The sequence below is a fragment of the Scytonema millei VB511283 genome, assembly GCF_000817735.3.
Lineage (GTDB): Bacteria > Cyanobacteriota > Cyanobacteriia > Cyanobacteriales > Chroococcidiopsidaceae > Chroococcidiopsis > Chroococcidiopsis millei_B.
Genome location: NZ_JTJC03000002.1, coordinates 192,359 through 218,717, shown reverse-complemented (window position 1 = coordinate 218,717; position 26,359 = coordinate 192,359). Strand labels below are relative to the sequence as shown.

Sequence of the window (26,359 nt, the reverse complement as noted above, 5' to 3'; positions counted from 1 at the left end):
ACGATCGCTTCAGCACCGCTACTGCCGTATACCTTGCGGCGATCGATGACCTATTACTAACAGACTGTAATGCAATTATTTAAATCCGATCTCAAGCAATTGCTGCCAGCTTTTCTGAACTTTGGTAAGCGAGTGCTAGTTTCTCATTGGCGATCGCTACTTTTGCTAGCGATTGGAGTTTACTTGCCTTTACAGGTGTTTGGCTTATTAGCAGAAGAAGTATGGGATGAAGGTGGATTCATCTGGGATACGCTCATATTACTGGGGATTCACGCTACAGCACAACCGCAGCTAGATAGTATAGCCGTAGCGCTGACTCAGTTTGGTTCGAGTACTATTTTGTTTCCCGTTATTAGTGCGATCGTGTTGGTAATGTTGTTGCGACGAAGATGGCGATCTCTCATTTATTTGCTAACTACTGTAATAGGAAGCGCCATTATCAACCGTGCAGTCAAGCTGTTAATGCATCGAGTTCGTCCCGATCTGTGGACATCACCCGCGCCAGAACTTGATTTTGGGTTTCCTAGCGGTCATGCCATGAATAGCATGACATTGGTAGCTGCTCTCGTTATTTTGACTTGGGGTAGTCGTTGGTGTTTGTTGGTATTAATTGGCGGAAGTGTATATGCGATCGCGATCGCTTGGACGCGACTGTACTTGGGCGTTCATTTTCCCAGCGACATTTTAGCCGGATGGATGGTTTCAGTCGCTTGGGCAATTGGAGTTAGCTTTCTCGTCAGACTAAAGCGGACTGCGGCGATCGCTCCTCACACCGAACAGCCAAAAAATGAAACTACCTTACTACTCGAAGAAAGCGGGGAGAAGTCGTAAGTCTTAAGTCGTAAGTCGTAAGTCGGAATTAACTGCTCGTGCGCTCCCTGATAACTGATAACTGATAACTGATAACTGGTCACTGATAACTGACAACTGACAATCTCTAACCTTTGAGACAGGAAAGGCGATCGCCAAGATTGTTACGTTTTGGTTGTGATAGTTAGCACTTGCTCACAGTAATTGTCATATTTTGATAGATTTTTCTATCGAAAGTTTTGATATATTAGTCTATCGAAACCTCTAGTTAAGAGGAAAAAAGAGTTTATGGCTTTTGAACTGCAATCTCTACCTTACGCAAACGACGCTTTAGAACCTTACATAGACACCCAAACCATGCAGATTCACCACGATCTGCATCATGGAACTTACGTAAACAATTTAAATACAGCACTGCAATCGCAACCAGATTTACAGAGCAAAAGTATTGACGAATTGATTCGCGACCTGAATTCATTACCGGAAGCAGTTCGTACCCCTGTTCGCAATAATGGTGGCGGACATTTCAATCACTCGATCTTTTGGACATTGATGGCTCCTAATGCTGGCGGGGAACCTACAGGTGCGATCGCCCAAGTCATCAATGATAATTTTGGTGATTTTGAAAACTTCAAAACTCAGTTTAACGATGCTGGTACGAAGCGCTTTGGTAGTGGCTTTGTGTGGCTAGTCCGCTCGGCTGGTGGCAAGTATGAGATTGTCAGTACGCCCAATCAAGATAATCCTTGGACGGACGGACACTTCCCCATCATGTGTAATGATGTTTGGGAACATGCATACTACCTTAAATATCAAAACCGTCGCGCCGAGTACCTCAAGCAGTGGTGGAATACAGTCAACTGGAGTGAGGTCAACAATCGTCTATCGACAGCGCCATAATGTAGCTAGTTAGGTAGAAAAGATCCCCCCTAGCCCACGGACACTTTAACGCGAGTTGCTACAACGGGGGATACCCCCGCAACGCACTCGCTCCTCAAGTCGGGAAACCCGCCCACGTAAGTGTCCTCCCCTTAAAAAGGGGGAATAAATCGCTTGTAAAATCTAAAATCTCATATCGCTCGGATGTCTCTATGGTTCCAGCTGATTTCGTAGAGCGTAGAAGCTGCGATCGCATTTTTTCTCATCGAAAAATCATTTCTCTCGGTGTAATCGCAGTTATTCTCTATACAGTGGTAGGATTCTGTCTTGCCAGTCTCAAGATTAATTTGGGCTTTTGGTCTATAGGAATTCTGTTCTATCACTGGCAGCTAGCAAACTTAGTCGGTGTAGCTAGCAGTCGGTATCGACAAAACGGATCGATCGCCTTGACGGGATTAGTGGGTACGGCGATCGCCTACCTCGTCCAGCAGGCAAAATCGAGCTTGTTGCCCTATCACTGGTTAGCAATTGGTCTAGTGGCAACGATTAATTCTTATGTAATGACGGCGATCGCGCTGAGGTATTGGCAAAAACTAGGGGCGATCGCATTTACAACAGCAGTAGCATGGTTGGGCTTATTGTTGGGATGGATAGCACATAACTATCCCAGCATTTCTTAAGCTAATTTAAAATTTGCGTTAATCTAGGTTTGATAGCCCAGTAAGCCTATCTACCTGGCATGAATGATGCGATCGAGCGGGTAAGGGTCAAAAATCAGATTTTATCTGTCATCAAAATGCACGGCTCGCAAACGGCTGTGGATTTAGCAGTTAAGTTGCAGGTTTCACCTATGGCAATCCGCCAACATATGCAGACTCTTCAAGATGAGCAATTAGTCACTTATAGCGAGCAAAAGCAAGCGGTTGGTCGTCCAGTCAAGTTTTGGCAATTAACAGAGAAAGCCAACGCGCTTTTTCCCAACCATCACGCCGATCTGGTGGTGAAATTAATTGAAGGAGTCCGCAAAGTATTTGGCGAAGCTGGGTTAAAAGTTTTAATTGGCGAACGTACCCAAGCTCAAATTCAAACATACTCGGCGCAGATGCAACACGCTCAAAACTGGCGAGAACGAGTGGCAATTTTGGCTCAACTGCGGACTCAAGAAGGATATATGGCAGAGACAATAGAAGAGTCACCAGGAGTCTTAGTACTGGCGGAAAACCATTGTTCGATTTGCGCTGCTGCCAAAAGTTGCTCGCAGTTATGCAGTTCGGAATTGCAAGTCTTTGAAACTCTGCTTGGCTCTGATGTTAACGTCGAACGAGTCGAGCATATTTTAAGTGGCGATCGCCGTTGTGCTTACCGCATTTCTAGTTGTAACTGACACGATACGAACGAATCATTTGTACGGGCGCACCGCTGTGCGCCCCTACCCAATATTACGGGCGCACAGCGGTGCGCCCCTACTTGCTGCTCCCTGATACTGCCAAATGTTTCAATAAAGTTGCCTGTGACAAAGGTGCTTGCAGGTGACTCCAGGGTAAGACTTGTTCGTGCGACCAATCACGAAATACGTAAAATTCTAAATCGGGTATTTGTCCGCGTAACTCTTTAAAAGCGCGACGATAGCTACCGAGACTGTCACCGTAGTTTCGCGTCAATTCCAACAGGCGGGACAAACGGCGATCGCCTCTCGATATTAAAGCCTGAATCACCGACCAATTATAGCTTTCGGGACGAAAATCAATCCCTTGGGGTTTGAGGTGTTTCTGTAAATATTGCAAGCGCTTCTCGGCTTGGGGATTGACTCCATACCACTGAAACGGTGTGTGTGCTTTGGGGACAAATGTACTGCATCCAAAAGATAATCTCAATCCTGGGGCAGCTTTTTTGAGCGATCGCATCATTCTAACTGTTTCTTCCAGGTCTTCCGGTTCTTCCCCAGGAATGCCCACCATACCGTAAAGTTTTAAACTGCTCAATCCTCCCGCTTTGGCATTCACCGCCGCTTGGACGATCTCATCGTTATGCAGTTTTTTGTTAATAATTTGACGCAACCGTTCCGAACCGCTTTCTACAGCAATGGTGAGCGATCGCGTGTCTCTTTTTGCTAAAGTCTTTGCTAGTTCTACCGTGACAGTATTTGTCCGCACCGAGGCAATGCTCAAACGGACATCATCGTATTTTGGTTGACTTAAATAAGCTAATAAATCATTAAATTCTGGATGTTGGGTAACGGATGCCCCCAATAATCCTATCCTGTTTGTAACTGTCAGTCCTCGTTCGATCGCGGGAATCAGAGAACCTGCCAAACTTGCCGTGCGAAAAGGTAGAGTGAGATAGCTAGCCAGACAAAAGCGGCACATTTCAGGACAACTGCGTACCACTTCCACCATAAAAATATTTTCCCAGGCTGCTTTTTCAGTCACAACCGTAGAAGCAGATAAAGTATTACCTCGATAAGTTTGCTTTTCTATCTGATGAGGAATATCTGGTGCAATTGGTTGAATGGATTGGATACAGCCTGTAGGATCTTCATACGTCACCTCGTACAAGCTGGGAATATAGATTCCTGGTATTTGTGCTAGGTGATGTAATTTAGTTTTTCTATCGGCTGTCCGAACTTGTTTGTAAGCCGAAATAAAATCTCCTAATAAATTTTCTCCATCTCCCAACAAAATAACGTCAAAAAATTCTGCGAAGGGTTCGGGGTTAGCTGTCAAAACAGGGCCACCACCAAATACTAGGGGATCGCTGTCAGTGCGATCGCTGGCATGAATTGGAATGGAGAGAGATTCTAATAGACTCAGAATATTCACATAATCCAATTCCCACGAACAAGAAAAGCCGACTAATTCAGGCTGACGTGGTAGTGGTTCGGATATATCAGTAAATAAGCGCCTGACATCAACATCAGCACGCATTGCCAAAGTTGCCCATACGACTTGATATCCCAAGCTGGTAATTCCCACGGTGTATTCGTTAGGAAAGGCGAAGATAGCGGGGATCGCATCGGGTTCTGGAGTTGTTGGGTTAAATAGTAGGCGTTCGGCAGAAAATACGGACGTACGGGAGTGGGGAGTCGGTAGGGGCGGGTTTGTTAACCCGCCCGTACGGGAGTCGAGGGTTGGGTAATTCATGTAGTGATATTTGAAAGAACGCACAGCCGTACGTCCTTCCAAGGGTGCGGGAACAATTTAGAATTATCTATATCTAATTTTAAGACCTAAAATTATATTGTTCTCTATGATTTGGTAAAAGATAAATAGCTAATCAAAAACAATGTAACCCGCTTCAATCAATTTGTATATTACCGGAGATGAATCGCAACAGATCGCTGGTATGGGTAGAAGAGACTGGAAAGCATACTGGAAGTTGATGTTTTTCTAATTTACGCATCAACTCTTGTCGCAGCAAACGAATGCCGTTAAAACACCCTCTTTTCAAGTAAGTTTTATCGGCAATTAAGCAATACGGACAACGATCTGAAAACTGACTTTTTCTAACTTAACCACCCTATTAAATACCTGAACTTATTTATATCGACAACTCTCGACATATCAAAGAACATACTGAAAGCACAAATTAATTGTCCTGCCAATGCTGAAAATTTATTCGTTTGGTCGTCGCTCTCTATTATTATTAATATTTGGTTTACTACTAGCACTTTTCATATCAGCAGCTCAGATCGTAACAGCACATGCTACAGCGATTAAGGTTAATGCGATCGAGAAGAGCAGCTTACATCAAACGCTCGTGCAAGCAAATCCAGATAATCTCGATGAAAATTCGGTAGAGTTAATTATCAGCGATATGCAGGGTCAGCATGAAGGTAAGATGCGCGGAGTACCAGCATCATATGACTGGTCGCAAACTCCAAGAGTCAAATTAGGTAACAATCCTGGAGAATTGCAAGCATTAATTGGATGGGGTATCGTCAACGAAGCTGCCGAGGGCAATCCATCTGTAAATACTCGTGTCGAGATAGGAGAGATTCACACCTATCTACTACAAAAAAGTAACAACCGATGGTTGGCTTTGCAGAGTTCTATTCCTGTAGGAGCTGCATTTAGGGAAGACTTTGCAGGAGGCATCACTATTCCTGCGGATATTCGGCAGGAGCCGCAAGGCACTATCTCAGTCACAGCGGGCAATGGATATAATTTTCATTTTTGGTCCAGAAACAGAACAGGAATAGATCCAAACGATGTCGCAGGTGTGTTTACAACGTTTAGAGCCAGATTAATTCTGGATAACCCCAGTCAGCCAGACGATCGCGATCTCGCGCGATATCTTGCTTTAGCTGGAGCCGATTACTGGTCAAATGTTTGTTCGTCCAGTGGCGAAAGAAATGCAGATGCTGCGATCGGCAAAGCCAAGTATGTTACGCGAGAATGGAAATACTTCAACATGACAACAGCATCTCCAGAAGTTCTCAGAAACAATCCTCCTCCACTGGAGTAGCAGATTTTGACGCATTGGCGTTAGGAACTAGCCCCCCTGCCTATGGAGGCTATGTAAGTTTCAAGCGTGGATTTTTCACGTCCACGTTTGAGCAAAAGCCGGTGAAGTAGGAAGCCTACGATCTTCTCGCAGGTAGTTTACGTTAGCATATGTCAAATTTGTTTTGGCGCTGTTGCCAGGAGGCAAAACTATGGCTCAGATCGTAGACTCCTTACCTGATGAGTACCAAGAGCGCATTTTGTGCAACTATAAGAATGCAACAAGTGGAATTCAAATTGCACGGATTACGAATATTCCTCACTGGTACTTGGAGCGAGTTGTATTTCCCGGTCAGCACTTGCTATTTGAGGCAATCCCAGAAGCGCAGTTAGAGATCCATAGTGCCAAGATAGCTAGCGCTATTCCTGCTGACACCATTCTTTGCGAACAACTACAAGTCAATACATAGCTATTCTCAAATCGATAAAGGGCGCGGTACCCTGCACCCTTTATTCAGCTTCAGAGATTCAACAACACTCAAATAGTTATTCAGCGCAATGTTTTAATTGGCTCGGCAGGTATTCGCTCTTTCCTTGACTCGGCAAAGAAACTAGAGTAGAAAAAACCTGCTAGGACTGCCCCTAAAATTGGAGCTAGCCAAAACAACCAAAGTTGAGCAATATGCTCCAAGCCAGCAAAAAGTGCTGGACCCGTGCTGCGAGCAGGGTTGACTGAGGTATTAGTTACAGGAATACTAATTAGATGAATTAAGGTCAGTGCTAAACCAATAGCAATGGGAGCAAAACCTTGGGGAGCGCGGCGATCTGTTGCCCCTAAAATCACCATCAAGAACATGAAAGTCATTATGACTTCTGTTAAGAAGCAAGCTGCTAAAGAATAACCACTGGGTGAATGTGTACCGAAACCGTTTGTTGCCAATGGGTTTGAGCCTGTGAGAGTGAAGCCCGCCTTACCGCTAGCAATTAGATAAACAACTCCCGCGCCCGCGATCGCACCTATGACTTGGGCAATGATATATGGTAGTAGTTCAGAACCAGGAAATCGCTTGCCAGCCCAGAGTCCGAAAGTTACTGCTGGGTTGAGATGGCAATCAGCAACGTGTCCTAATGCATATGCGATCGTCAGTACCGTCAAACCAAAAGCGATGGATACACCTACTAGTCCAATCCCTAGTGGAAATGCTGTCCCCTCACCTAGTTTTGCTGCATCTGCCGTAAACGCTGCTGCGATCGTTGCACTACCACAACCGCCGAGAACCAGCCAGAAAGTCCCAATAAACTCTGCAACGCACCTTTTTGTAAGTGCCATGTTCATCTATTCCTTACAGTGAGTAAAAAGTTTTTTACGCAACAGATAAAGACAAACTTTTGACTGAGAAGTGAAGCTTCTTCCCGATCGAAAACGAGTTTGAATTGTATCGTTTTATGCTATGTGCAAAGTAGCTAGAGTATTGCCCTACCTCACATTGCATTCATAAGTTAGAAGACAGATAACATACCTGTTTCCGTACGCTCTACACTTGAATTGAACACACTTTACACTTATTGAAAGTGAGTTTTATCTATCAAAAGAGATGAGCCAAAAGTAGTACTAATGAATGCAGTAGCCGCTTCTAGCCATTTTAACAAACGGGAAAGATTCAATCTGAATTATAAGTCTGCCTACAACTTCTCAATATGTCGGGATTGATTACAGTAATCTAGCAAGCGAGATCGAGCATTTAGCTTTTCATCAATCCAGGCATTCTATTCCAGGGGACGTTAAAAGTTAATTTGACTCAAACAGAACCAGTAGCAGAAACAACTCGAATATCTGATGCCAACGGACGATCGCTCAGAATACTTCTATTAATTTCTCAGTGTGAGGAAGGTAGAAAAAACACATAACTTACGGTAGAAACAGCAAGCTTAGTTATCAGTTAGCTTAATGGATATATTGCATCAGATGCAGCAGTACGAGCGTGCGTTGAACATAAATATCATAAGTAATAAGTAGGCAAATCATGCAACAGACAGAATACATGACCGACACTTCAGAAGTTAGAGAAGCATCAGAATCTACATCTCTAACAACATCATCGACTGCAAAACAACTTCAAATGCAGGGACGGCAGATCGGTAACAATATAGTTGCTTTTTTTACGGAACTACCGAAACACGTTGGTAGCTTCTGGCAACAATACAAACAACCAATTACAAACATCCTTTTGATTTTGCTTGGCTTGATTGCAGTGAGAGTGTTGTTTGCAGTCTTGGCTGCTCTCAACAGCATTCCACTATTAGCACCGACGTTTCAACTAATCGGAATTTTCTATTCGGTGTGGTTTATCTATCGATATCTGCGGACAAAATCTAATAGAGAGGAACTGGCAAGTAAATTACAGTCACTTTTTGAATAAACGATCGGATCGATGTCTGCTGACTATCGATCGCACACAACGGCGATCGCCTGCACTAACTGCTCTGGTTCTACAGGTTTTGGCAAATGCAGCCCAAATCCTGCTTGCCTTGCAAGTTGGCGATCGCTTGAATCAATAAAAGCTATAGCGAAAGGCACATAAGTCCAGACAAATAGGACACAGATATAATTTATTTCATACTATCCTCCATAAGATAGAATTTTGTAGTTTTTAGGGATCTATAGGATTCATATTTGATTTTTTAAACTAAGATGCGGCTTGACGGTAAACGCGCTCGCTACACTCCGTGAAGACGGATGACGGTTGACGGTTAACAGTTAACTGTCAACCACCATAACGATAAGTTTATAACTCAAGTAGGACTGCTATAGTAGGTTCTTTTACCTTCTAAAATTTTGACTTTTAACTTTTGAATTGTTTCGATCGAGCATTTCCAATCCAGCTGCAATCACCTCCTCTGGAGAAATGTCTAAGCATTCCATGTTGTAGGGACAGGTGAAGGCATAGCAGGGACTGCAAACTGTGGAACGGCGAAGGAGTTTAACAGGAGTATGGCGGGGTTGCCATTGAGATTCGAGTTCAGTACCAGCAAAGAGAATGACGCTTGGAGTGTTGGTAGCATCAGCAATATGCATGGTGGATGTGTTATTGGTGAGAACCAAACGGGCATTGGCAATCAGGGCAGTAAATTCAGCGAGACTAGTCGCACCAATCAGATCGATCGCGTCACCTAAAATATCGAGTAAGGGACGGGCGCGATCGCGCTCCTTATCGGTTCCCGTGACGACAATCGGTAAACTCGTCATTTGAGATAATTGACGGGCTGCTATTGCAAAGCGGCAATCGTCGTAGTTGCGAGATTGGCAAGTCGTCCAGGGATTGAGCAAGATGTAAGAATTTGGGATTGCTGCGGTTATGGTTTGAGGAACGTGCAAGCAGAGATGGCGATCGCGCACTTGAAACCCAACTGCTTCAATTAAGCGCAAATTCCGCTCTACTTGGTGAATTTCATCCGGTATGGGGTCAACCCAATCCGTTAATATTCCTTGTCCCGACTCCTTCGACTCCCCTAAACGCAGTCTAATTCCGGCTAAATAGCAAATTAAAGCAGCTGGGTGAGGGCTTTGGCTAAAACTAGTCAGAATAATTACCGCATCAAATTGACGTTGGCTCAAAGTTTCAATCAGCTTCCATTCTCGCGCCGGATCGAAGTCCAATCGCCCTAAATCTTGCCACAGAACTCGCCAGGGTAAGACTTCATCCAACCACGGCAGCAGAGGTTGTGTTAATGCCCCGGCTGGGCTTGCCATTAAGGTTAATTTGGCTGCGGGGAGATTTTCTTTAATCGTCCGCAGGACAGGACTAGTCATAATAACATCACCAATATTATCTAGGCGCATGACTAGGATGTTGCGGAGATCCCCCCAACCCCCCTTTTTAAGGGAGGCAATAGTTTCTCGTGTCTGTGGTGGAGGTGAGGGGGCAGTAGTTTCTTGCGCTTCTAGTGGAGGCGAAGGGGGGATAGCAGTTGCTCGCGTCTCTGGTGGAAGCAGGGCGGTAGCAGTATCTCGCACCGCTTCTAACTCCCCCCTTTTGAAGGGGGGCAGGGGGGGATCGTCAAGACCTTCCTGCCAATCCAAGAATTTCGCCGCCGCTGCCAAAACCGATTCAACAGATATATCCTCCGTACAGGAGTGCCAATCGAAAGGACAAACACCACTGTACCAACAGCTTTGTTCGGTAAAGTTGCGAATGACTCGTTCGGAACATTGGGGATAACCCTGCAAGTTAATATGAGGTGTAGGTTGCCCATAGCGTTCGTGCCAAGCAGGACCGAAGATAGTAATGGTAGGCACGTTAAGGGCAGCAGCAATGTGAGCGGGTCCAGTATCAACTGCGATCGCTAAATCTGCTTGGGATAAACCAGCTGCGAGTTCCCGCAGGGTTCCCCGTTGCCAAATTCGTGCTGTCTTGCCAATTTCTGCCCCAATCTGCCGCACCATATCTTCATCGTCACCTCCAGCAACAACAATGGTGGCGTTATATTTCTGTTGTAAGGCTTTGCCGACAGTAATGAAATTCTGTGTTGACCACCGCTTGATTGACATTGCTGAATCGGGAATTAGAAAGACCAATGGACGGTATGCGGCTCCAAATATTTGTCGAGCTGTGGCTATTTCACTCTCTAGCAGGTGAATTAGATCCCCCCCAACCCCCCTTTTTAAGGGGGGAGAAAGCCGCTTCTCTGCTCCACTACTGGAGTCAGGTTGGGAAGAGCCAATTGCCTCCTTCAGCAAGGGGGGAGAAAGCCGCTTCTCTGCTCCACTACTGGAGGCATGTGAAGATCCAATTGCCCCCCTTTTTAAGGGGGGTTGGGGGGATCTTCCGTGGCGTAGTCCAGCAGTTGCAATTAAACCCTCTTCAAACAAAACTTGACAAAAGCGATCGCTTATGAATTGATTATCGGGCGGGTTACGCCATAAATTCGTCACCGTGCGTTTAGTGCCGCTATTGTGAATTAGCTCGGCGATGCCATCATAATTGACATCAGAAACAATCAGATCGAAATTCTGTTGCGTGAGAATCTGCTCGACCGATTGACGCGCTGCTCCTCGCTGGGCAAAAATGACTTCATGTATAAGGCGATCGCTTTGTAACAGTTCGCCACCGGGAGGAAAAGTCAGCAACGCGATCCGTGCTTGAGGATGGGACAATGCCAAAGCTTTAATCGCAGGTAGCGCGATAATTAAATCCCCAATTCCTCCCAATAATTCAATAAATAGAATTCGTTTCACTTTGACTAATAAATAGGTAATAAATGTGGTGCGTCAACGCTGCGATCGCTAATTGTGGTTGGTAATTCTTGGTGATATGCTCCTGAAGGAAGTAAACCGCAACCGCCATATTTTGCCATCAGCCGCAACTGTACTAACACGTCCTCGCCGCAAGCATGGGGAGGAAGTTCTTGCCAAAAGTTGTATCCGCCGACATCTAATAATTTTTGGCGATCGTAGATGGCACAACCGCTTGCCCAGGCTATACGATATTTACGCGGGCGATCGCTGGTAATGTCAAAGCGCTGTTGAATATGATATAGATTTGCTGCATTGTGCAAGCGCCAACGTTCCCAAGCTGGCGTTTCAGATTTCACGACTTCTGGCGTTACTGGTGTGTCCCAAAACTCAATATTTTGTTCGTGGGGACGAATATCGTGAATAAAACTAAGCCCGATAAATGCATTTCCTACAAAACCGCATTTTTCCTCTTGGATAGCTGTAAGTAAATTTTGTACGACATAAGATTCTAAAAACACATCATCATCTAAAAAGATGACATAAGAAGCAGTTGCTTTGTTTAATAAAAATTGGCGTTGTTCTGCAATGCCACGGCGAGGTAAATTTTTGTAAGTTTTGACTAAATGTCCGTGGACTTCAAGCACTCGCATTACTGCTCGTACTTCCCGAGTTTCAAATATATCTTGATTTTCAGTTTGATCGGAAATAATTACCCGAAAATCTCGATAAGTTTGGGCGCAAAGACTAGCTAAAGTTACCGCTAAAGCTGCTGGGCGATCGCAGGTTGGAATTAAAACATCAATTGTTTTATAATCATCTTTTGTCACAATTTAGCTCCGAACAGAAAATTGAGTTACGACAACGCCTGTAAATATTTAGCTGAAGAATATCCTGCTGATTTTGTCCGATGGTTACTTGAGATTGACACTGAGGAAATTCAAGTTCTCAAAACTGAGTTGACTCCCGAACCCATTCGAGCTGATGCTGTTACCTTTATTCAAACCGCTAATTGCCTCCTGCACTTAGAATTTCAAACTCTCCCTTATTCAACTCCTCCTTTCTCTTTCCGAATGCTGGATTATTATGTCAGACTAAAACGGCAATATAACTGCGACATTGAGCAGGTTGTGATTTTTTTACAACAGGCAACTTCAGAACTCGCTAGAGTTGACTATTATGAAGATACAAACACTAGACACCGCTATCGAATCATTCGCCTATGGGAACAAAACCCCGCTTTGTTTCTGACTAACCCAGGTTTATTACCCTTTGCACCCTTGACTCAAGCCGATTCACCTCAAACTCTGTTGGCTCAAGTTGCTCAACAGATAGCTGAGATTGAAGCACCCACTCAACAGCAAGATCTCTCAGTTTGTACGGGAATTTTAGCGGGTTTGAGATTTGACACAAATTTAATCCAACAGTTGTTCAGGAGAGAAATCATGCGTGAATCTGCTTTTTACCAAGTCATTTTGGCGGAAGGACTAGAAGAAGGACGACAACAAGGATTACAACAAGGATTACAACAAGGATTACAACAAGGAGAAGCTACGCTAGTTTTGCGTCAGTTAAGACGGCGACTTGGTAGTATTCCTCCCGAAATTGAGGCACAAATTCAGACATTAACTATTCCTCAGTTGGAAGCATTAGCAGAAGCCCTCCTTGATTTTACAGATGTTACCGCTCTCACAAATTGGTTGCGCGAACAGGCATAGCTGGCTGACGAACCTGCAATAGTTCTAATGCTGCATTTACGACTCTTTCAGGTTCGACTAAACGCAAGCAGTGGTAATGTCCTTCAGGACAAATGCTTTTATAACAAATTCGGCAAGGAACGTCGTGAAAAATGACACGATTGAGAACTTCCCAAGGGGTATGTTGCGGGTTAGTTAAAGCATAAAGATCGACAACTGGTGTACCGACTGCGGCAGCAATATGTACGGGTGCAGTATTATTAGAGATTAATAAATGTGCTTTTTCTAATAATGCAGCAAGTTGGGATAAATTCAGTTTATTCACGAGGCAAAAAGAAGGCGATCGCATCTGCAAGCGAATTGATTCAACGAGTTCTATTTCTGATTCTATACCTGTAAAAATAACTTGAATATTATAGTCTTCCACTAATTTACGTGCCGCGATCGCAAAACTTTCTGGAGGATAGCGACGAGAAATTGCTGTTGCACCTGGATGCATAATAATCCAAGGTTGGCTGAAATTAATTCCGATTTCCTCAAGTAAGTTTTGAATGTTTTTTCTCGCAATTTCTGATATCTGTACTCTCAAGCGTTTATCTTCAACTGTACTACCAACACTGGCTACTAAGTCGAGTTGACGTTGAACTTCGTGACGAGTGAAATTTTCTGGTTCTGGATCTTTAATCCAATTGGTTAGTAATTGATAAGGATTTTCATGACAATGCGCTAATCGCAGTGGAATACCTGCCATGTAGCACAGAAAGGCAGTAGGTAGAGGACTTTGACTGTAAACTGTAAAAATGACTGCTGCATCAAAATTTCTTGCTCTCAGTTCGGAGATAATGGCATATTCAGGATCGCTATTTTGACGGGTTACAGTTGCTTTTAACCAGGGAGAATCGTAAACAATTAAGTCATCTATATCTGGTAAAAGTGGTGCAACTACAGCACCCGCTGAAGAAGTCATTAAGGTAATATGGCGATCGCAATCGGAAGTTTTTAAGGCACGAATAGCGGGAGTTGTCATAATCACATCGCCAATCGTGTCTAGTCTGACACAGAGAATTCTTTTGGCGTTATGCCAAAACTGTTGATTTTCCATTAGAATTTAAATTCACCGATAACTGATAACTGTTAACTGTTAACGAAGGTTTGATAGATGCGGTTAACTATTGCAGTTGTAGAAATGTTGCTGACGTAAGGTAAGATTTTGACTTCGCCGCCTAGTTCTTCTATTAGAGGAACTTCGGGTAGCATTTCTGGGGTGTAGTCTCCTCCTTTGACGTAAATATCAGGACGGATAATTTTAATCAGTTCGCTAGGAGTTGATTCGGCAAAAGGAATAACATAATCGACGCTTTCTAAAGCCGAGAGAATTGCCAAGCGATCGCTCAAACAATTTACAGGACGATTTGCACCTTTTAACTGGCGAATACTCTCATCTGAGTTAACACCAACAATCAGAACATCTCCTAATTGTTTTGCTTGTTTTAAATAGGTGACATGTCCGAGATGTAGAAGATCGAAACATCCATTGGTAAAAACAATTTGGTGTTTCCAGTTACGGTGTTCTTGGATCGTAGTTACTAGCGAATCGCGGCTGACAACTAGTTTTTTATTATCGGAAAGAGACTGGTGTAATGCTGATAAGCTACAAGTCGTCGTACCTGGTTGAGTTACCACAATTGCTGCTGTTGCAGCTGCGATTGATGCGGCAAGCTTTCCTTCTGCACCTGCAGCTAAGGCAAGGGTTAAGCCACTTACGAATGTATCTCCTGCGCCTGTTGCTTGGCTGTTGGACATGGGATGGGAAGGAATAATGTAGGGAGGATTGTTACGCTCAAAAATGATGGCTCCTTCGGCATCTAGGGTGACTGCGACGAGTTGAGTGTTGATGAAATCGAGTAGTTTTTCTCCCCTGTCTGCGATCTGTTGAATTCGTTCTTTTCCTTTTAAAGCTGAGATACCTAATAGTTGAATAGCTTGTTGATAGTTGGGTTTAATTGCAGTGATATTAATAAATTTAAAATTTTTCAATTGTTTAGAATCAACAACTATAGTCCGAGGATATTGTGTTTGAAGTTGAGCTATTGTTTGAATGATTCTTGGTGTGAGAATCCCACCAGCGTAATCTGAAACTACAATTGCGTCACAAGTTGAATAAAGACGGCTTAAGTTTTCGATGAGTTGATTTTCAATTTGAGAATCGATGATTTCTATACTACCGCGATCGCACCTTAAGAGTAATTGAGAATCAGAGGAAATGCGTTGTTTGAGTAAAGTTTGCCTTTGGGTAGAGGCGATTAAATTATGCGTGGAAATTCCTCGTTCTTGAAGAGTTTGTTTTAAGCGATCGCCTTCTTCATCATTGCCTATAACTGATAGGAATGATACCCTTGCTCCTAAACGAGCGAGATTTGCTGCTGTATTTGCTGCACCTCCAGGTACGTCTTTCAAGCTACTGATATCGACGATGGGAACGGGTGCTTCTCGGCAAAGGCGGTTAGAGGTTCCTTCTAAGTAACAGTCTAACATTGCCTCGCCAATCACAAGAACGTGCAAGTTTGTCCATTTATTGAGATATTGTTGGGCAATCATAATTTATATTCCATAGTTTTGTTTTTGTGTCACGCAAAGACGCATACGCGGAGCGTTCTCGAAGAGTAGGCGCAAAGGAATTTTGCGATTTAAGTATGAAGAATGTTAAGAATAGGTGTGTGTTTTCTGTGGAGGCGAGCGATCGCTTGCCATAATTACGGCAGCAGCTTCCAGTAAGTTATTTACGATAAAGTTGGGTAATCGCGATCGCGATAGTTGCCATTCGGTTTCGTTACCGTTGTCAATTAAAATTGTGCGACAACCTACTAGATTCCCTGCTTCGACATCATTTAAAATGTCACCAATTATCCAAGATTGATGTAATTTGATTGAGTGTTCCTTTGCTGCTTTTTTCAGCAAGCCGGGGTTAGGTTTACGACAATCGCAATCAATTGCAAATTCTGTTACAACTCCTTGCGGATGATGAGGACAGTAATAAAAACCAGCTAGAGAAACGCCAACAGCCGCTAATAATTGCCGCAAATGTTTTTCTACATTTATGAGAGCGGTTTCTGGAAAGTAGCCGCGTGCTATACCAGATTGATTTGTAACGATCGAAATTTGGTAGCCAGCGGCAGCTAAACTTTGCACTGCTTCTAATGCACCTGCACAAAGTCGAATTTTATCTGGATCGATATTGTAAGGAACATCTTCAATTAAAGTACCATCTTTATCCAAAAAAACCGCTTTCATATTTAGTAGGGAGCAGGGAGTAGGGAGTAGGGAGCAGTGGGCAGAAGTAGACTTACTCTAAAATCTAAAATCAAATTAGGGCCAAGAACTTTCTTTCATTGGTAAAACCATGATTTCTGGAATTACCGTATCGTTTGGTTGCATTAATAGATATAAAACTGTTTGAGCAACGTTTTTTGGATCTTGCAATGTGCTTAAATCGAGATCGGGAAAACGTTCGGTTAAGAAAGGGGTTCGCATCCCACCAGCGACCACAGCAGTCACTTTAATATTGTGCGGTCTACCTTCAACATGTAGGGCATGAGAAAAGCCTAATAATCCCCATTTACTAGCATGGTAAGCTGATGCGTTTGCCCATGCTCGTTTAGCCGCCGTCGAAGTGATATTAATAATAAAACCGCCTCCCTGTTCTCTCATTGGGGTAAAAACGGCTTTAGACATAATAAATGGTCCCGTTAAATTCACATTAAGAATACGCTCCCATTCTTGAACGGGCATTTCTTCAATTGGGACGGTTAAATCTATGCCTGCGTTATTAACTAAAACGTCTATTTTTCCATATCGATCCACAATTTTTTCAATGGCTGTTTCAATTTCTGCAGCGTTGGTAACATCAAGTGCAACTGCCATTGCTTCTTTGCCGTTGTTGCGTAAGCTTTGAGCAACCTTTTCTGCTAATTCAAGGCGAACATCAGCAATAATGGTAACAATTCCAGCATCAGCTAAGATATGACAAATTGCTTCACCTAATCCGCGTGCGCCACCTGTAACTAGTGCGACTTTTGCAGTTAAATTTTGCATAATTCTGTCCTTTTTATTAGTCATTGGTCATTGGTCATCGATCGTTGGTCATTGGTCACTAGTCACTGATAACTGATAACTGATAACTACTCCCTGCTCCCTGCTGTCTGACGCTTGTGGAACGGTTAATAGTTGTTCCTCTACCAGTTCGCACAATAAATGTACGACCAACAATTGAACCTCTTGAATTCGTTGCGGATCGTTGGCAGGAACGCGAATGGCAATATCTGCAAGTCCTACCAGTTCGCCACCGTTACCACCAAGGAGGGCAATGCAACTGAGATTTTGCTGGCGTGCTGCTTGGAAAGCGTTGATGACATTACGCGATCGCCCACTGGTACTAATACCGAGCAATATATCTCCAGGTTGAGCAAAGGTTTTCACCTGTCGGGCGAAAATGTCGTCATATCCTACATCATTCGACCATGCAGTCAGAATGGCACTATCAGCCGTCAGCGCGATCGCGGGGAGTCCTGCCCGATAGGGACAGCGAAAACGACCGACGAATTCGGCAGCAAGATGCTGTGCTTCAGCCGCACTGCCACCGTTACCGCAGATTAAGACTTTTCCCCCTTGGGCAAAGCAGTGGCTTAATTGCTTGGCTGCTGCGAGAATTCCTTCACTCAGGGTGGCTTTAGATGCTTGAAAAGCTTGAATTGCTGCATCAAAACTACTTTCGATCGCTGCCAATTCATGCATAGAATTACCAACCAATTTGCTACCTGCTAAAATCGTTTCGTAGAGTGCGGCAATCTCACTAGTAACTTTTTGCCAGGTGAAGCAACGTTCGACGTGACGGAGTGCCTGTTTGCCTAAAAGGTGTAACAAAGAGTGGTTTTGGAACAAAAATGCCAGACGATCGCCTAATATTTCCGGTTCGTTGGGTGCAATTAAATATCCCGTCTCTCCATCTTTAACTGTAAATTTAATCCCTCCCACATTCGAGCCGATGACGGGCGTACCGCAAGCCATCGCTTCTAAAGGGGTAATGCCAAACGGTTCGTACCAAGGAGTTGTCACGAACACATCCGCCGCACTGTAAAAATATTTCAGTACCTCGCGCCCTCGATGACCGATAAACGTGACGCGATCGCCAATTCCCAAGGTAGATGCGAGCGCATTTAAGCGACCGATCTCAGGCGTAATTTGCGGATCGGGATGAACGGACTCGCCCCCCACAATTAGTAAACGTGCCGCAATTCCATGTTGCTCGACCAAACGCGCAAACCCTCGGATCGCATTGTCCACACCTTTACGGGGAACTAAACGACCGAGTTGCAGTACGAGCCGTTCCTGTTGGGGTATACCTAGACTCAATCGTGCTTGGAAGCGATCGATCTGCCAGAACTCCGAGCGATCGAAACCGCAAGGAATCACCTCAATTTTTTGGGGATCGGCTTGATAAAGGGTAAGTAAATCTTCTCGATCTTGGGGACACTCAGCAATGATGCGATCGGCTTCGCGGATAATCCGATCTTCGATCGCAAAGCGTTCGTCGGGAAATCGATCGGCATTACCTTGATACAAACGCCGTACCCGTCCCAATGCATGAAATGTAACCACAAAGGGAATTCCCCGTTGGCGCTTAATTTCTGCTGCAACTAAAGCTGACATCCAGAAATTGGCATGGATCAGGTCATAGCGCCACTGACGATCCATAAAAGCGATCGCATTGGCAGTGAATTCTTCCATGTGCGGTAGTAACGCCTCTTTAGGCAACACCTCCGGTTTACCTGCGCTAACGTGAATAATTCTGACTCCACAATGCCACTCCACCACCTCTGGTAATTGGGGGCGATCGCGGCGCGTGAATACATCAACGCTATAACCAATTGCTGCCAAGTGTTTTGCTACCTGACCGACATAAACATTCTGACCACCACTATCAACCCCTCCAAAAATTCCTAACGGGGTGGCGTGTTCGCTAATTAGGGCAATTCTTTTAGTCATTAGTCATTGATCGTTGGTTGACAGTTGACAGTTGACAGTTGGCGGTTGACGGTGATTATTCTTCCTTGTCTCCCTTGTCCCCCTTGTCTTTTCAGGCGGCGGCTGACAACGATCGCCCAACGACCGAGAAAAAGGCTTCGTCCCAGTCGCGGCTGAATCGGTTGATGTTGAAGCGTTTTTGAGCTTGTTGTCTCGCCCCTGCACTGAGGTAATGAGCTAAATCGGCATTGGCAATCAACGATCGCATTTGCTCAATTAAGCGATCGAGATCGGTGTCGATGTAACCGGAAATTCCGTTTTCTACCACTGTGGCTAATTCTGTGGTTGCCAAACCAACAATGGGTAGCCCTACCATCATCGCTTCGCATACTGCTAACCCCAAACTGGTATAGCGGACTGGATGGAAGAAAAAACGATATTTTGCGGTAAATTGAGCTAGCTGGGCGTGGGGAACTTCTCCTAGTCCACCTAGAGACTCTGCATCCATCCCCACTAAATCTAACGGGACGGACTGACGCACGCGCTCGAAAATATCTGCACCTAAACGCCGTCCTCGTTTGCCTAAGCCGTTGGCAACTACTAATCCCTTAGCAATTTCTCCTGTATATTGCACGTTGCTAGGAATGACTACGCCATGATCGATAACGCGAGTCGGCGATCGCCCGTTATCCCACATCAACTGATTGAAATGAGTGACGTGAATTAATAACACCTCGCGATCGTCAACTATATGTTTGGTATTCGTCGGATGTTCTTGAGGCGGGTCGTGTTCTAAATAAATGCGAGGTAGTCGTTGCTGCGATTCGGATAGAATCTCGTATTGGTCTTGTAAGTAGTTTTTGCGCGACTGAAATAAAATGCAGTCAAATTCAAGATTTCGTACTTCTTCAGCTGGAATATCTCGCACGTTGTCCCCCCACGGAAAACCAGGTAAACGTCCGCCGTAGCCTTCTGATTTGTCTGGTTTCACCGGTAAATAAAAATCATGATTTGCTTGAGTTAGGTAGTACAAGTAGCTACCGTGAACGTGCCAAGTGAGAATTCGCATAAAAAAAGTTAAAAGTCAAAAGTTAAAAGTCAAAATTAATTATTTGGAGATTGGTAGTTGGTTACCGTGAACTGTTAACTGCTAACTGTTAACTGTTAACTGTTAACTGAAAGAACGCCGCCGCCAAATTCTCGCGATCGCCCTACGCGAATCGGGATTCCGGCTAAATAGGCTAGATAAGCAAAGGGATAAGGAGATTCATTGTTTTTGGTTAAGATAGTTACTGCCTCAAAGCCAAATTGACGTAGATTCTCGACTAATTCTTTTTCTTTAGCTGGATCTTGCCAAGTTGTGGTGTGGGTGATGGTGCGATCGACCAAGCGGGAGTCGGGGGTCGGGAGTCGGGAGTCGGGGAAGAAAAGCTCCCTTGTCTCCCCCCTCTCTCTTGTCTCCCCCCTCTCCCTTGTCCCTTTGTCCTTTTCTGTCTCCTGACTTCTAGGAAGTAATAAAGTAATCTCTGCGTCCGTTGATGTTTCTCGGATTTTCTGTAATTCACCTTGTAAAAAAGTTGACTCTGTTTCTAGATCTCCGACAAAAATCACGAGTAAACGCTGCACCTGTTGCCAGTTAATTTGCATACACTAAGCCGTTACATATTTTTGACTTTTAACTTTTAACTTTTGACTTTTGTTGTAAGAGGTCTTTTGCTTGAGTTAAGACAGATGCGATCGCACCTTCATTGCTAGCAAAAACAATTCGATGGCGATCGCGATCTAGAGGTCCCCAGCGATCGGGATCGGAATTAGAAAATATGACTACGCTCTTAACTTGTAAAGCAGAGGCTAAATGCGAGACTCCGGTATCGTTGCATACCAATAGTGCAGCCTGTTGGAGTAATGCCCCTAATGCGCCTAAACTGGTGCGTCCTGCGAGGTTAATTGCAGGGGTATTCATAGCCTCGGCAACCGCTTCAGTTAAACCTGTTTCTGCTACGGTTCCGGTGAGAACGATCGCAAACCCTTGTTGAGCTAATGCATCGGCGACAAGGGCAAATTGACGTGGCGACCAACGGCGATCGCTTATACTTGCACCTGGATGAATGCAAATATAGCGCTGAGGTTGTAAGTCATGCACCGCAGATATTTGTTGTAATTCCCACCAGTCAGATTCCCAAAGCGGAAATTCTATTTGTTCGCCCTGTAAGGGAATTCCTAAAAATTCCATCAAACGTAGATGCCGTCTTACTTCTGGAACTCGATCTGGATAGGGTAAAAACCATTCTGGATCGGGGCAGTAATATCCTGGCAAGAAAAAGCCTGTATTTAGTTTCGCTCCTAGTAATACTGCGAACGAATTACTCACAATACCGCTACCGTGCATTTGAATGACTAGATCGAAGGCTTGCGCTTGCATCTGAGTCAAAAATGCCTGAGTCTGTTGGGGCGATCGCCATCCTTCAGGAATCCCTGGATAACCTGGAAACTCCAGCCAAGCATCTATATAGCGGTTGAATCGCTTTACAAAGCTTTGAGAGTTAGGTAAACCAATCAGTGTAATACGTGCTTCAGGTAACGCAGCACGTAAAGCCCTCAACGCCGGAACAATGCATAGTAGATCGCCTAGTCCTGGTAAGCAACGGGCGATCGCCACTTGCGATACTTTTGGGAGTCGATGGCTGTAACTCATAGACTGACTCGCCTACTTTTGTCCAACTATCTTAGGCAAGTAGTCTAGATTTTTTCATTAGGCAGTTGTCCAAATAATTACTGTTTTGTTCACTAAAAAATTGTGCAATTGCACAATTAAGATAAACAATCTTTTTTCTTCTTCCTATAGGAAGATTCAACCTTGCATAAAAGTGTTCATCTTATGCAAAACATGAAGTGTTTGTTCATACTTAGACAAGTGTAGCAATCTGTGAAAACAGCAATCTTAGACCGTGCTTTTCTAAGGTGAGCCATGCCAGCCCTACACCCCTCCCGAATGACAAATGACAAATGACAAATGACAATATTATCAAGCTCAATTAATCTTTCGGACGAGGAACAAATAATCTAGGTGCTTGAGGTCGAGCTAATAATTCGCGCCACAGTAGTTCGTAGCGATCGCTCATCTGCTTGACTGTAAAATTAGCTTTGGCAATTTCTCGCCCTCTTTGACCAAAACGGCAGCGCAATTGAGGATCGTCCCTTAACTGTCGTAGTGCCGATGCTAGCCCTACAACATCATTTTTATTAACTAAAAACCCTGTTTCGCCGTCAACAACAGCTTCAGCTACGCTACCGACGCGACTGGCAACCACAGGACGTGCAGCCAACATCGCTTCTACAATTGCTAGAGGAAAACCTTCCGATCGCGACGGTTGAGCAACGAGATCGAATTGTGGTAGATATGCACGCGGATTTTCTACCCAACCGAGTAAATTAACGCGATCGCTGATTCCTAGTTCCATCGCCAATTGCTCTAAATTTGCCCGTTCGTCCCCTTCACCCAGAATGACTAGTTGCACCCCATCAACAGATGCGATCGCTCGTAACAATACGTCATGTCCTTTCATTGCATCCAGCCGCCCGATGCTACCGATTGTTACTTTTCCTTCAGGGCGAACGGTTGAGAGTTGAGGTTCCTCAGCCAAATCGGGAACGCAATTAGGAACGGAAACCACTGAATTACGACCGAGGGCGTAAAAATCTTCCATTAACCGCGCACTCGCTGCACCAACAGCAACATGAGCGTCAACTCGTAACGAAAGTACTCGCGTCCGCCACCAAGTCAGTAAGTCCGTTGTCCGTAGTGGGAGTTGATCGACTCGCACGACTCGCGCCCCAGGTAAGATTAAAGCGGCAGCTAAACCCATTGCTCCCGCCCAAGGCGTACAGAGATTAACATGCACTATGTCAGGACGTAGTTGTAATAAAGCTGTCAGATGAGCCAACAGCGAACGAATTGGTGTGTTAGGTAAGACTATTTTCGCGGTTTGAGGGCGTTGTCGGGCGATCGCTTCCACGACAAGCTCAGACGTACCCATGACTGTCACCTCAATTCGATCTGAAACGCTAGTAACTAAGTGGCTTAAGCTAATCTCTGCACCACCAATTCCCTTTGCATCTGTATAAATGACTACTTGCATTAGTCGTTTGTCATTTATCAATTATTATTTGACTCAATTTATTATTTAAATACTAACAATGTATTTATCGCATATTTCGTTGTTGTTGGAACTTAAGTAAGGAAGTTTTAGTAAATTAAAATACCAAAAAATATACAAGAAATTATATCTTTAGACAGAAGTAAGCTAGAGGAGCAATGGCTATTCTTAAGCGGTAAAAGTGCATAATTTTAAATCTTGGTTTCGCTACTCTAAAAGTATAAAAGTTTTATTAAAATTCGATTTCAATGCAACGTAAATTGATGTATACATCTTTTACTCATACTACCCAATTTACTCAGGTTGCTCGTTTGATCACGAGCAAGATAGCAGAACTTTTGTCAGTTCAAGTAGTAGTAGTCAATAGTAATAATATTATTGTTGCTAGTAGTAAATGCGAGGAGATCGGCAAAACTTTTCATTTTAATGAACAACAAGAAACTTCCTATTTGCGAATCCCCTTACACCTCAAAACCGAAGTAGGCGAAATTGCAATTGGAAATCAATTTAATGGTGAAACAATTTCACCGCGCCTAGCAAAAGTTTTAGTTGAATTGATCGTCAATCAAGCTACTGTACTGAACCATCGACCTAACCAACAAGCGTTGAAGAACCAGTTTGTCAATCATCTGTTACACGGTCAAATTATCGATGAAACAGAAATTTTAAGGCAGGCAAAGCTATTAGGGCTAGATTTATCACCTCCGCGAGCGGTAATTTTGATCGATGCTGCTCAATACGTATTAAAACCTTCAGCAGGTGAATCAGACGGTAAGAATTTAGAAAAAGCTACGGTGCAACAACGCCGTCGCACGCAATATGCGATCGGCAGCATAGTCAACTTTTTTCACTTACCAGATGATACGATCTGTGCCGATTTAGGTAACGGCGAATTGGTAGTTTTAAAAGCTAGCAATACCAAAAATCTTGGGAGTTGGGCAGAACGAGGAAATAATACAGACTCATTAAATGCTTTATGGACAAATCTAGCAGCACTTAAACGTGCAGGAGATGCTCTACTAATGCATTTGCGCAGCGATACAGGGGCAGCAATTAGTATTGGTATCGGTCGCTATCATCCTGGTATTCTTGGTTTAGCGCGATCGTATCAAGATGCGCGGATGGCACTTTCACTCGGTCATCGCTTTAATGGTTGCGATCGCGTTTATTGTTTAGATCGTCTGGGAATTGCTGCATTTATTGGCGTAGCTGACGAACAAACCAAGATTGAATTAGCGACGCATTTACTATCTCCACTCGATTGCGAATCGGAACTGTTAACAACCGTAGAAACGTTTTTTGCCCGTGATTGTAGCCCTTCAGCTACAGCCAAGCAGCTTTTAATTCACCGCAATACTTTGAATTATCGTCTTGATAAAATAGCTTCGTTAATCGGTCTCGACCCACGGCGTTTTGATGATGCAGTACAAATTCGGTTAGCGTTGCTATTACGTAAGCTTCAATCGAGTTGCGATCGCAACTCGATCTAGCAATCTCAATTAGATTTCCTCATCCAAGTGTTCGGCAACAGATTGATAGAGATTGAGAACGTGACTATCTTGAAGATTGTAAAAAACATTGCGTCCCTGCTTGCGGTAACTCACCAACCGCATAGCACGTAATGTTCGCAACTGATGGGAAACAGCCGATTCAGTCATGTCTAGAGTGGCGGCTAAGTCGCAGACACAGAGTTCTTTTTGTGCCAATAATGAAAGAATTCGTAGCCGATTGGCATCTCCTAAGAGGCTAAAAAATTCAGCCATCCGCTGCGCCTTCTCAGTTTTGAGGACGTGGCTTTGTAGATGATTAACTCCATCCACGTCTACAGGGTGCGGTGGATGGCACTGAAGACGATCCGCCTCTGAGGTAGAGTTTGGTTTAGCCCGATCGGAAGCAGAGTAAACTGACATTGGGTGATAATAAAAGACTGTGTTTGCTGGATTAAATCTTCAGACACCCTAAGTATAGCCCAACTATATAGCCCAACTATAGCGCGGTCTAGGATATGCTCTGTTTAAGAATAAGTTGGTTCAATGATTTTAGAGTTTAGCTGGCTTGCTATTGCTGGAGTTAATAACCTACTCGAACTGCTTCAGTTTCCCTTCATGCAAAGGGCGATCGCCGGTGCGATATTAATGGGTATCCTTGGCGGTTTCCTGGGTAGCTTCGTCACCTTGCGACAGTTATCTTTTTTCAGTCATGCTGTAGGTCATGCAGCTTTGGTAGGTGTTGCTTTAGGGGTCTTACTCCAGTTAAATCCTACCTGGATGCTACTCCCTTTTACCCTAGCATTCGGCTTAATCGTCCTCTATCTGATCGACCAAACAAATTTGTCGAGTGACAGCGTATTAAGTGTAGTACTATCAGGTGCATTAGCAATAGGTGTCATCCTCAGCAGCCTGATCCAGGGATATCGTGGCAATCTCATGGGAGTTTTATTTGGAGATATTCTGGCGATCGATACCACAGATCTAATTTTGACCTCTTTGGTGCTAATCAGTAGCATTATTTTCTTACTACCTACCCTGCGTCAGCAGATTCTCTTGACTCTTAACCCTACAGTGGCACAGGTGCAGGGTATCCCCGTGCGCCTCTATCGCTACGCTTTTGTTGTCTTGCTGTCACTGGCTGTAGCTGTAGCAATTAAGGCTGTAGGCGTGCTATTAGTGAATGCTTTTTTGGTCATTCCTGCCGCTACTGCCAAGCTTGTGAGTCACCATTTTACCCGCTTTTTAGTCATTTCCGTGATGCTTGGTGTTGTTAGCAGCATTATCGGCATCATGTTATCGGGTCTACTCAACTTTGCTTCTGGTCCTAGTATCGTTCTCGTCCAATTCTTACTATTTACATTCATTTTCAGTTGGGTAAAGCTCATTTGGAAAACTGCATGAGGAATTTTGCACTCAACCCTTGCGAAGATCTGATAAGTTTGCTACTTTAATAAAGCGCCAAAAATTGACGCATCAACTTCGCCGGGATAGCTCAGTTGGTAGAGCAGAGGACTGAAAATCCTCGTGTCACCAGTTCAATTCTGGTTCCTGGCATTTTTATCATGGAAATTAATCGGCTAAAACTACCAGAAAATGATAGTTTCAGCCGATTCCTTGTTTTTGAGATATA

General features: G+C 44.1%; 24 protein-coding genes, 1 tRNA gene and 1 pseudogene. 11 read left to right on the top strand and 15 right to left on the bottom strand.

Annotation, left to right across the window (positions count from 1 at the left end; all coding sequences use genetic code 11):
- Window positions 1-69: 69 nt before the first annotated feature.
- From QH73_RS08635 to QH73_RS08620, 4 genes are all read left to right on the top strand, one after another.
- The gene (locus tag QH73_RS08635) at window positions 70-831 is read left to right on the top strand and encodes a phosphatase PAP2 family protein (protein WP_039716738.1); all 762 of its coding nucleotides are present in this window, start codon (window positions 70-72) and stop codon (window positions 829-831) included.
- A 267-nt stretch (window positions 832-1,098) separates the two neighbouring features.
- Window positions 1,099-1,710 carry a superoxide dismutase gene (locus QH73_RS08630; protein WP_039716739.1) on the top strand — a complete coding sequence of 204 codons (612 nt, stop codon included), beginning with the start codon at window positions 1,099-1,101 and terminating at the stop codon, window positions 1,708-1,710.
- A gap of 191 nt (window positions 1,711-1,901) precedes the next feature.
- The gene (locus QH73_RS08625) at window positions 1,902-2,369 is read left to right on the top strand and encodes a hypothetical protein (RefSeq protein ID WP_039716740.1); all 468 of its coding nucleotides are present in this window, start codon (window positions 1,902-1,904) and stop codon (window positions 2,367-2,369) included.
- 59 nt (window positions 2,370-2,428) lie between these two features.
- Window positions 2,429-3,073, top strand: a complete 645-nt coding sequence (locus QH73_RS08620; protein WP_039716741.1) for a helix-turn-helix transcriptional regulator — start codon at window positions 2,429-2,431, stop codon at window positions 3,071-3,073.
- Window positions 3,074-3,152: 79 nt separating this feature from the next.
- Here the strand turns inward: QH73_RS08620 and QH73_RS08615 are convergent, their stop codons facing one another.
- Window positions 3,153-4,853, bottom strand: a complete 1,701-nt coding sequence (locus QH73_RS08615; protein ID WP_309476464.1) for a B12-binding domain-containing radical SAM protein — start codon at window positions 4,851-4,853, stop codon at window positions 3,153-3,155.
- Window positions 4,854-5,289: 436 nt separating this feature from the next.
- On the opposite strand from QH73_RS08615, the gene QH73_RS08610 reads away from it, so the two are divergent.
- Window positions 5,290-6,153 (top strand): hypothetical protein, encoded by an 864-nt coding sequence (locus QH73_RS08610; protein WP_039716743.1) that lies wholly within the window; start codon window positions 5,290-5,292, stop codon window positions 6,151-6,153.
- A gap of 190 nt (window positions 6,154-6,343) precedes the next feature.
- Window positions 6,344-6,595: pseudogene (locus QH73_RS08605) on the top strand (DUF1830 domain-containing protein); the annotation flags it as partial.
- Between the two features lie 86 nt (window positions 6,596-6,681).
- On the opposite strand, the gene aqpZ reads toward QH73_RS08605, so the two are convergent.
- Window positions 6,682-7,461, bottom strand: coding sequence for an aquaporin Z (aqpZ, locus tag QH73_RS08600; RefSeq protein ID WP_039716745.1), 780 nt, complete (start codon window positions 7,459-7,461; stop codon window positions 6,682-6,684).
- 694 nt (window positions 7,462-8,155) lie between these two features.
- On the opposite strand from aqpZ, the gene QH73_RS08595 reads away from it, so the two are divergent.
- Window positions 8,156-8,551 carry a CAAD domain-containing protein gene (locus tag QH73_RS08595; RefSeq protein WP_039716746.1) on the top strand — a complete coding sequence of 132 codons (396 nt, stop codon included), beginning with the start codon at window positions 8,156-8,158 and terminating at the stop codon, window positions 8,549-8,551.
- A 23-nt stretch (window positions 8,552-8,574) separates the two neighbouring features.
- Here QH73_RS08595 and QH73_RS28710 read toward each other — a convergent pair whose 3' ends face one another.
- From QH73_RS28710 to QH73_RS08585, 3 genes are all read right to left on the bottom strand, one after another.
- Window positions 8,575-8,709: a response regulator gene (locus QH73_RS28710; protein ID WP_286194075.1), complete on the bottom strand. Its 135-nt coding sequence runs from the start codon at window positions 8,707-8,709 to the stop codon at window positions 8,575-8,577.
- A gap of 243 nt (window positions 8,710-8,952) precedes the next feature.
- Entirely contained in the window at window positions 8,953-11,367 is a 2,415-nt protein-coding gene (locus QH73_RS08590; RefSeq protein WP_039716747.1) for a glycosyltransferase family 9 protein, read from the bottom strand.
- 5 nt (window positions 11,368-11,372) lie between these two features.
- The gene (locus QH73_RS08585) at window positions 11,373-12,194 is read right to left on the bottom strand and encodes a glycosyltransferase family A protein (protein ID WP_039716748.1); all 822 of its coding nucleotides are present in this window, start codon (window positions 12,192-12,194) and stop codon (window positions 11,373-11,375) included.
- Between the two features lie 21 nt (window positions 12,195-12,215).
- On the opposite strand from QH73_RS08585, the gene QH73_RS08580 reads away from it, so the two are divergent.
- A complete protein-coding gene (locus tag QH73_RS08580) occupies window positions 12,216-13,082 on the top strand; it encodes a DUF4351 domain-containing protein (protein ID WP_039716749.1) in 867 nt (288 codons plus the stop codon).
- On the opposite strand, the gene QH73_RS08575 is transcribed toward QH73_RS08580, so the two are convergent.
- From QH73_RS08575 to QH73_RS08535, 9 genes are all read right to left on the bottom strand, one after another.
- Window positions 13,054-14,163, bottom strand: a complete 1,110-nt coding sequence (locus tag QH73_RS08575; RefSeq protein WP_039716750.1) for a glycosyltransferase family 9 protein — start codon at window positions 14,161-14,163, stop codon at window positions 13,054-13,056. The genes QH73_RS08580 and QH73_RS08575 overlap by 29 nt on opposite strands.
- Before the next feature lie 32 nt (window positions 14,164-14,195).
- Window positions 14,196-15,659: a D-glycero-beta-D-manno-heptose 1-phosphate adenylyltransferase gene (gene rfaE2 / locus QH73_RS08570; RefSeq protein WP_039716751.1), complete on the bottom strand. Its 1,464-nt coding sequence runs from the start codon at window positions 15,657-15,659 to the stop codon at window positions 14,196-14,198.
- A gap of 105 nt (window positions 15,660-15,764) precedes the next feature.
- Entirely contained in the window at window positions 15,765-16,352 is a 588-nt protein-coding gene (locus tag QH73_RS08565) for a D-glycero-alpha-D-manno-heptose-1,7-bisphosphate 7-phosphatase (RefSeq protein ID WP_039716752.1), read from the bottom strand.
- A gap of 75 nt (window positions 16,353-16,427) precedes the next feature.
- Window positions 16,428-17,177, bottom strand: coding sequence for an SDR family oxidoreductase (locus QH73_RS08560; protein ID WP_236146950.1), 750 nt, complete (start codon window positions 17,175-17,177; stop codon window positions 16,428-16,430).
- 24 nt (window positions 17,178-17,201) lie between these two features.
- Window positions 17,202-19,103, bottom strand: a complete 1,902-nt coding sequence (locus QH73_RS08555) for a glycosyltransferase (RefSeq protein ID WP_039716754.1) — start codon at window positions 19,101-19,103, stop codon at window positions 17,202-17,204.
- A 91-nt stretch (window positions 19,104-19,194) separates the two neighbouring features.
- Window positions 19,195-20,151 (bottom strand): glycosyltransferase, encoded by a 957-nt coding sequence (locus QH73_RS08550; protein WP_039716755.1) that lies wholly within the window; start codon window positions 20,149-20,151, stop codon window positions 19,195-19,197.
- A gap of 95 nt (window positions 20,152-20,246) precedes the next feature.
- Window positions 20,247-20,729: a glycosyltransferase family 9 protein gene (locus QH73_RS08545; RefSeq protein ID WP_039716756.1), complete on the bottom strand. Its 483-nt coding sequence runs from the start codon at window positions 20,727-20,729 to the stop codon at window positions 20,247-20,249.
- Between the two features lie 28 nt (window positions 20,730-20,757).
- Entirely contained in the window at window positions 20,758-21,777 is a 1,020-nt protein-coding gene (locus QH73_RS08540) for a glycosyltransferase family 9 protein (RefSeq protein WP_039716757.1), read from the bottom strand.
- 340 nt (window positions 21,778-22,117) lie between these two features.
- The gene (locus QH73_RS08535; RefSeq protein WP_039716758.1) at window positions 22,118-23,221 is read right to left on the bottom strand and encodes a glycosyltransferase family 4 protein; all 1,104 of its coding nucleotides are present in this window, start codon (window positions 23,219-23,221) and stop codon (window positions 22,118-22,120) included.
- A 356-nt stretch (window positions 23,222-23,577) separates the two neighbouring features.
- Here QH73_RS08535 and QH73_RS08530 point away from each other — a divergent pair, with 356 nt between their 5' ends.
- Window positions 23,578-24,729: a PucR family transcriptional regulator gene (locus QH73_RS08530; RefSeq protein ID WP_236146949.1), complete on the top strand. Its 1,152-nt coding sequence runs from the start codon at window positions 23,578-23,580 to the stop codon at window positions 24,727-24,729.
- A gap of 9 nt (window positions 24,730-24,738) precedes the next feature.
- On the opposite strand, the gene QH73_RS28110 is transcribed toward QH73_RS08530, so the two are convergent.
- On the bottom strand, window positions 24,739-25,002 hold the full coding sequence (locus tag QH73_RS28110; RefSeq protein ID WP_236146975.1) for an ArsR/SmtB family transcription factor: 264 nt from the start codon (window positions 25,000-25,002) through the stop codon (window positions 24,739-24,741).
- A gap of 270 nt (window positions 25,003-25,272) precedes the next feature.
- Here QH73_RS28110 and QH73_RS08520 point away from each other — a divergent pair, with 270 nt between their 5' ends.
- The gene (locus QH73_RS08520) at window positions 25,273-26,130 is read left to right on the top strand and encodes a metal ABC transporter permease (RefSeq protein ID WP_039716761.1); all 858 of its coding nucleotides are present in this window, start codon (window positions 25,273-25,275) and stop codon (window positions 26,128-26,130) included.
- An 80-nt stretch (window positions 26,131-26,210) separates the two neighbouring features.
- Window positions 26,211-26,283 (top strand) — tRNA-Phe (locus QH73_RS08515).
- Window positions 26,284-26,359: the final 76 nt, after the last annotated feature.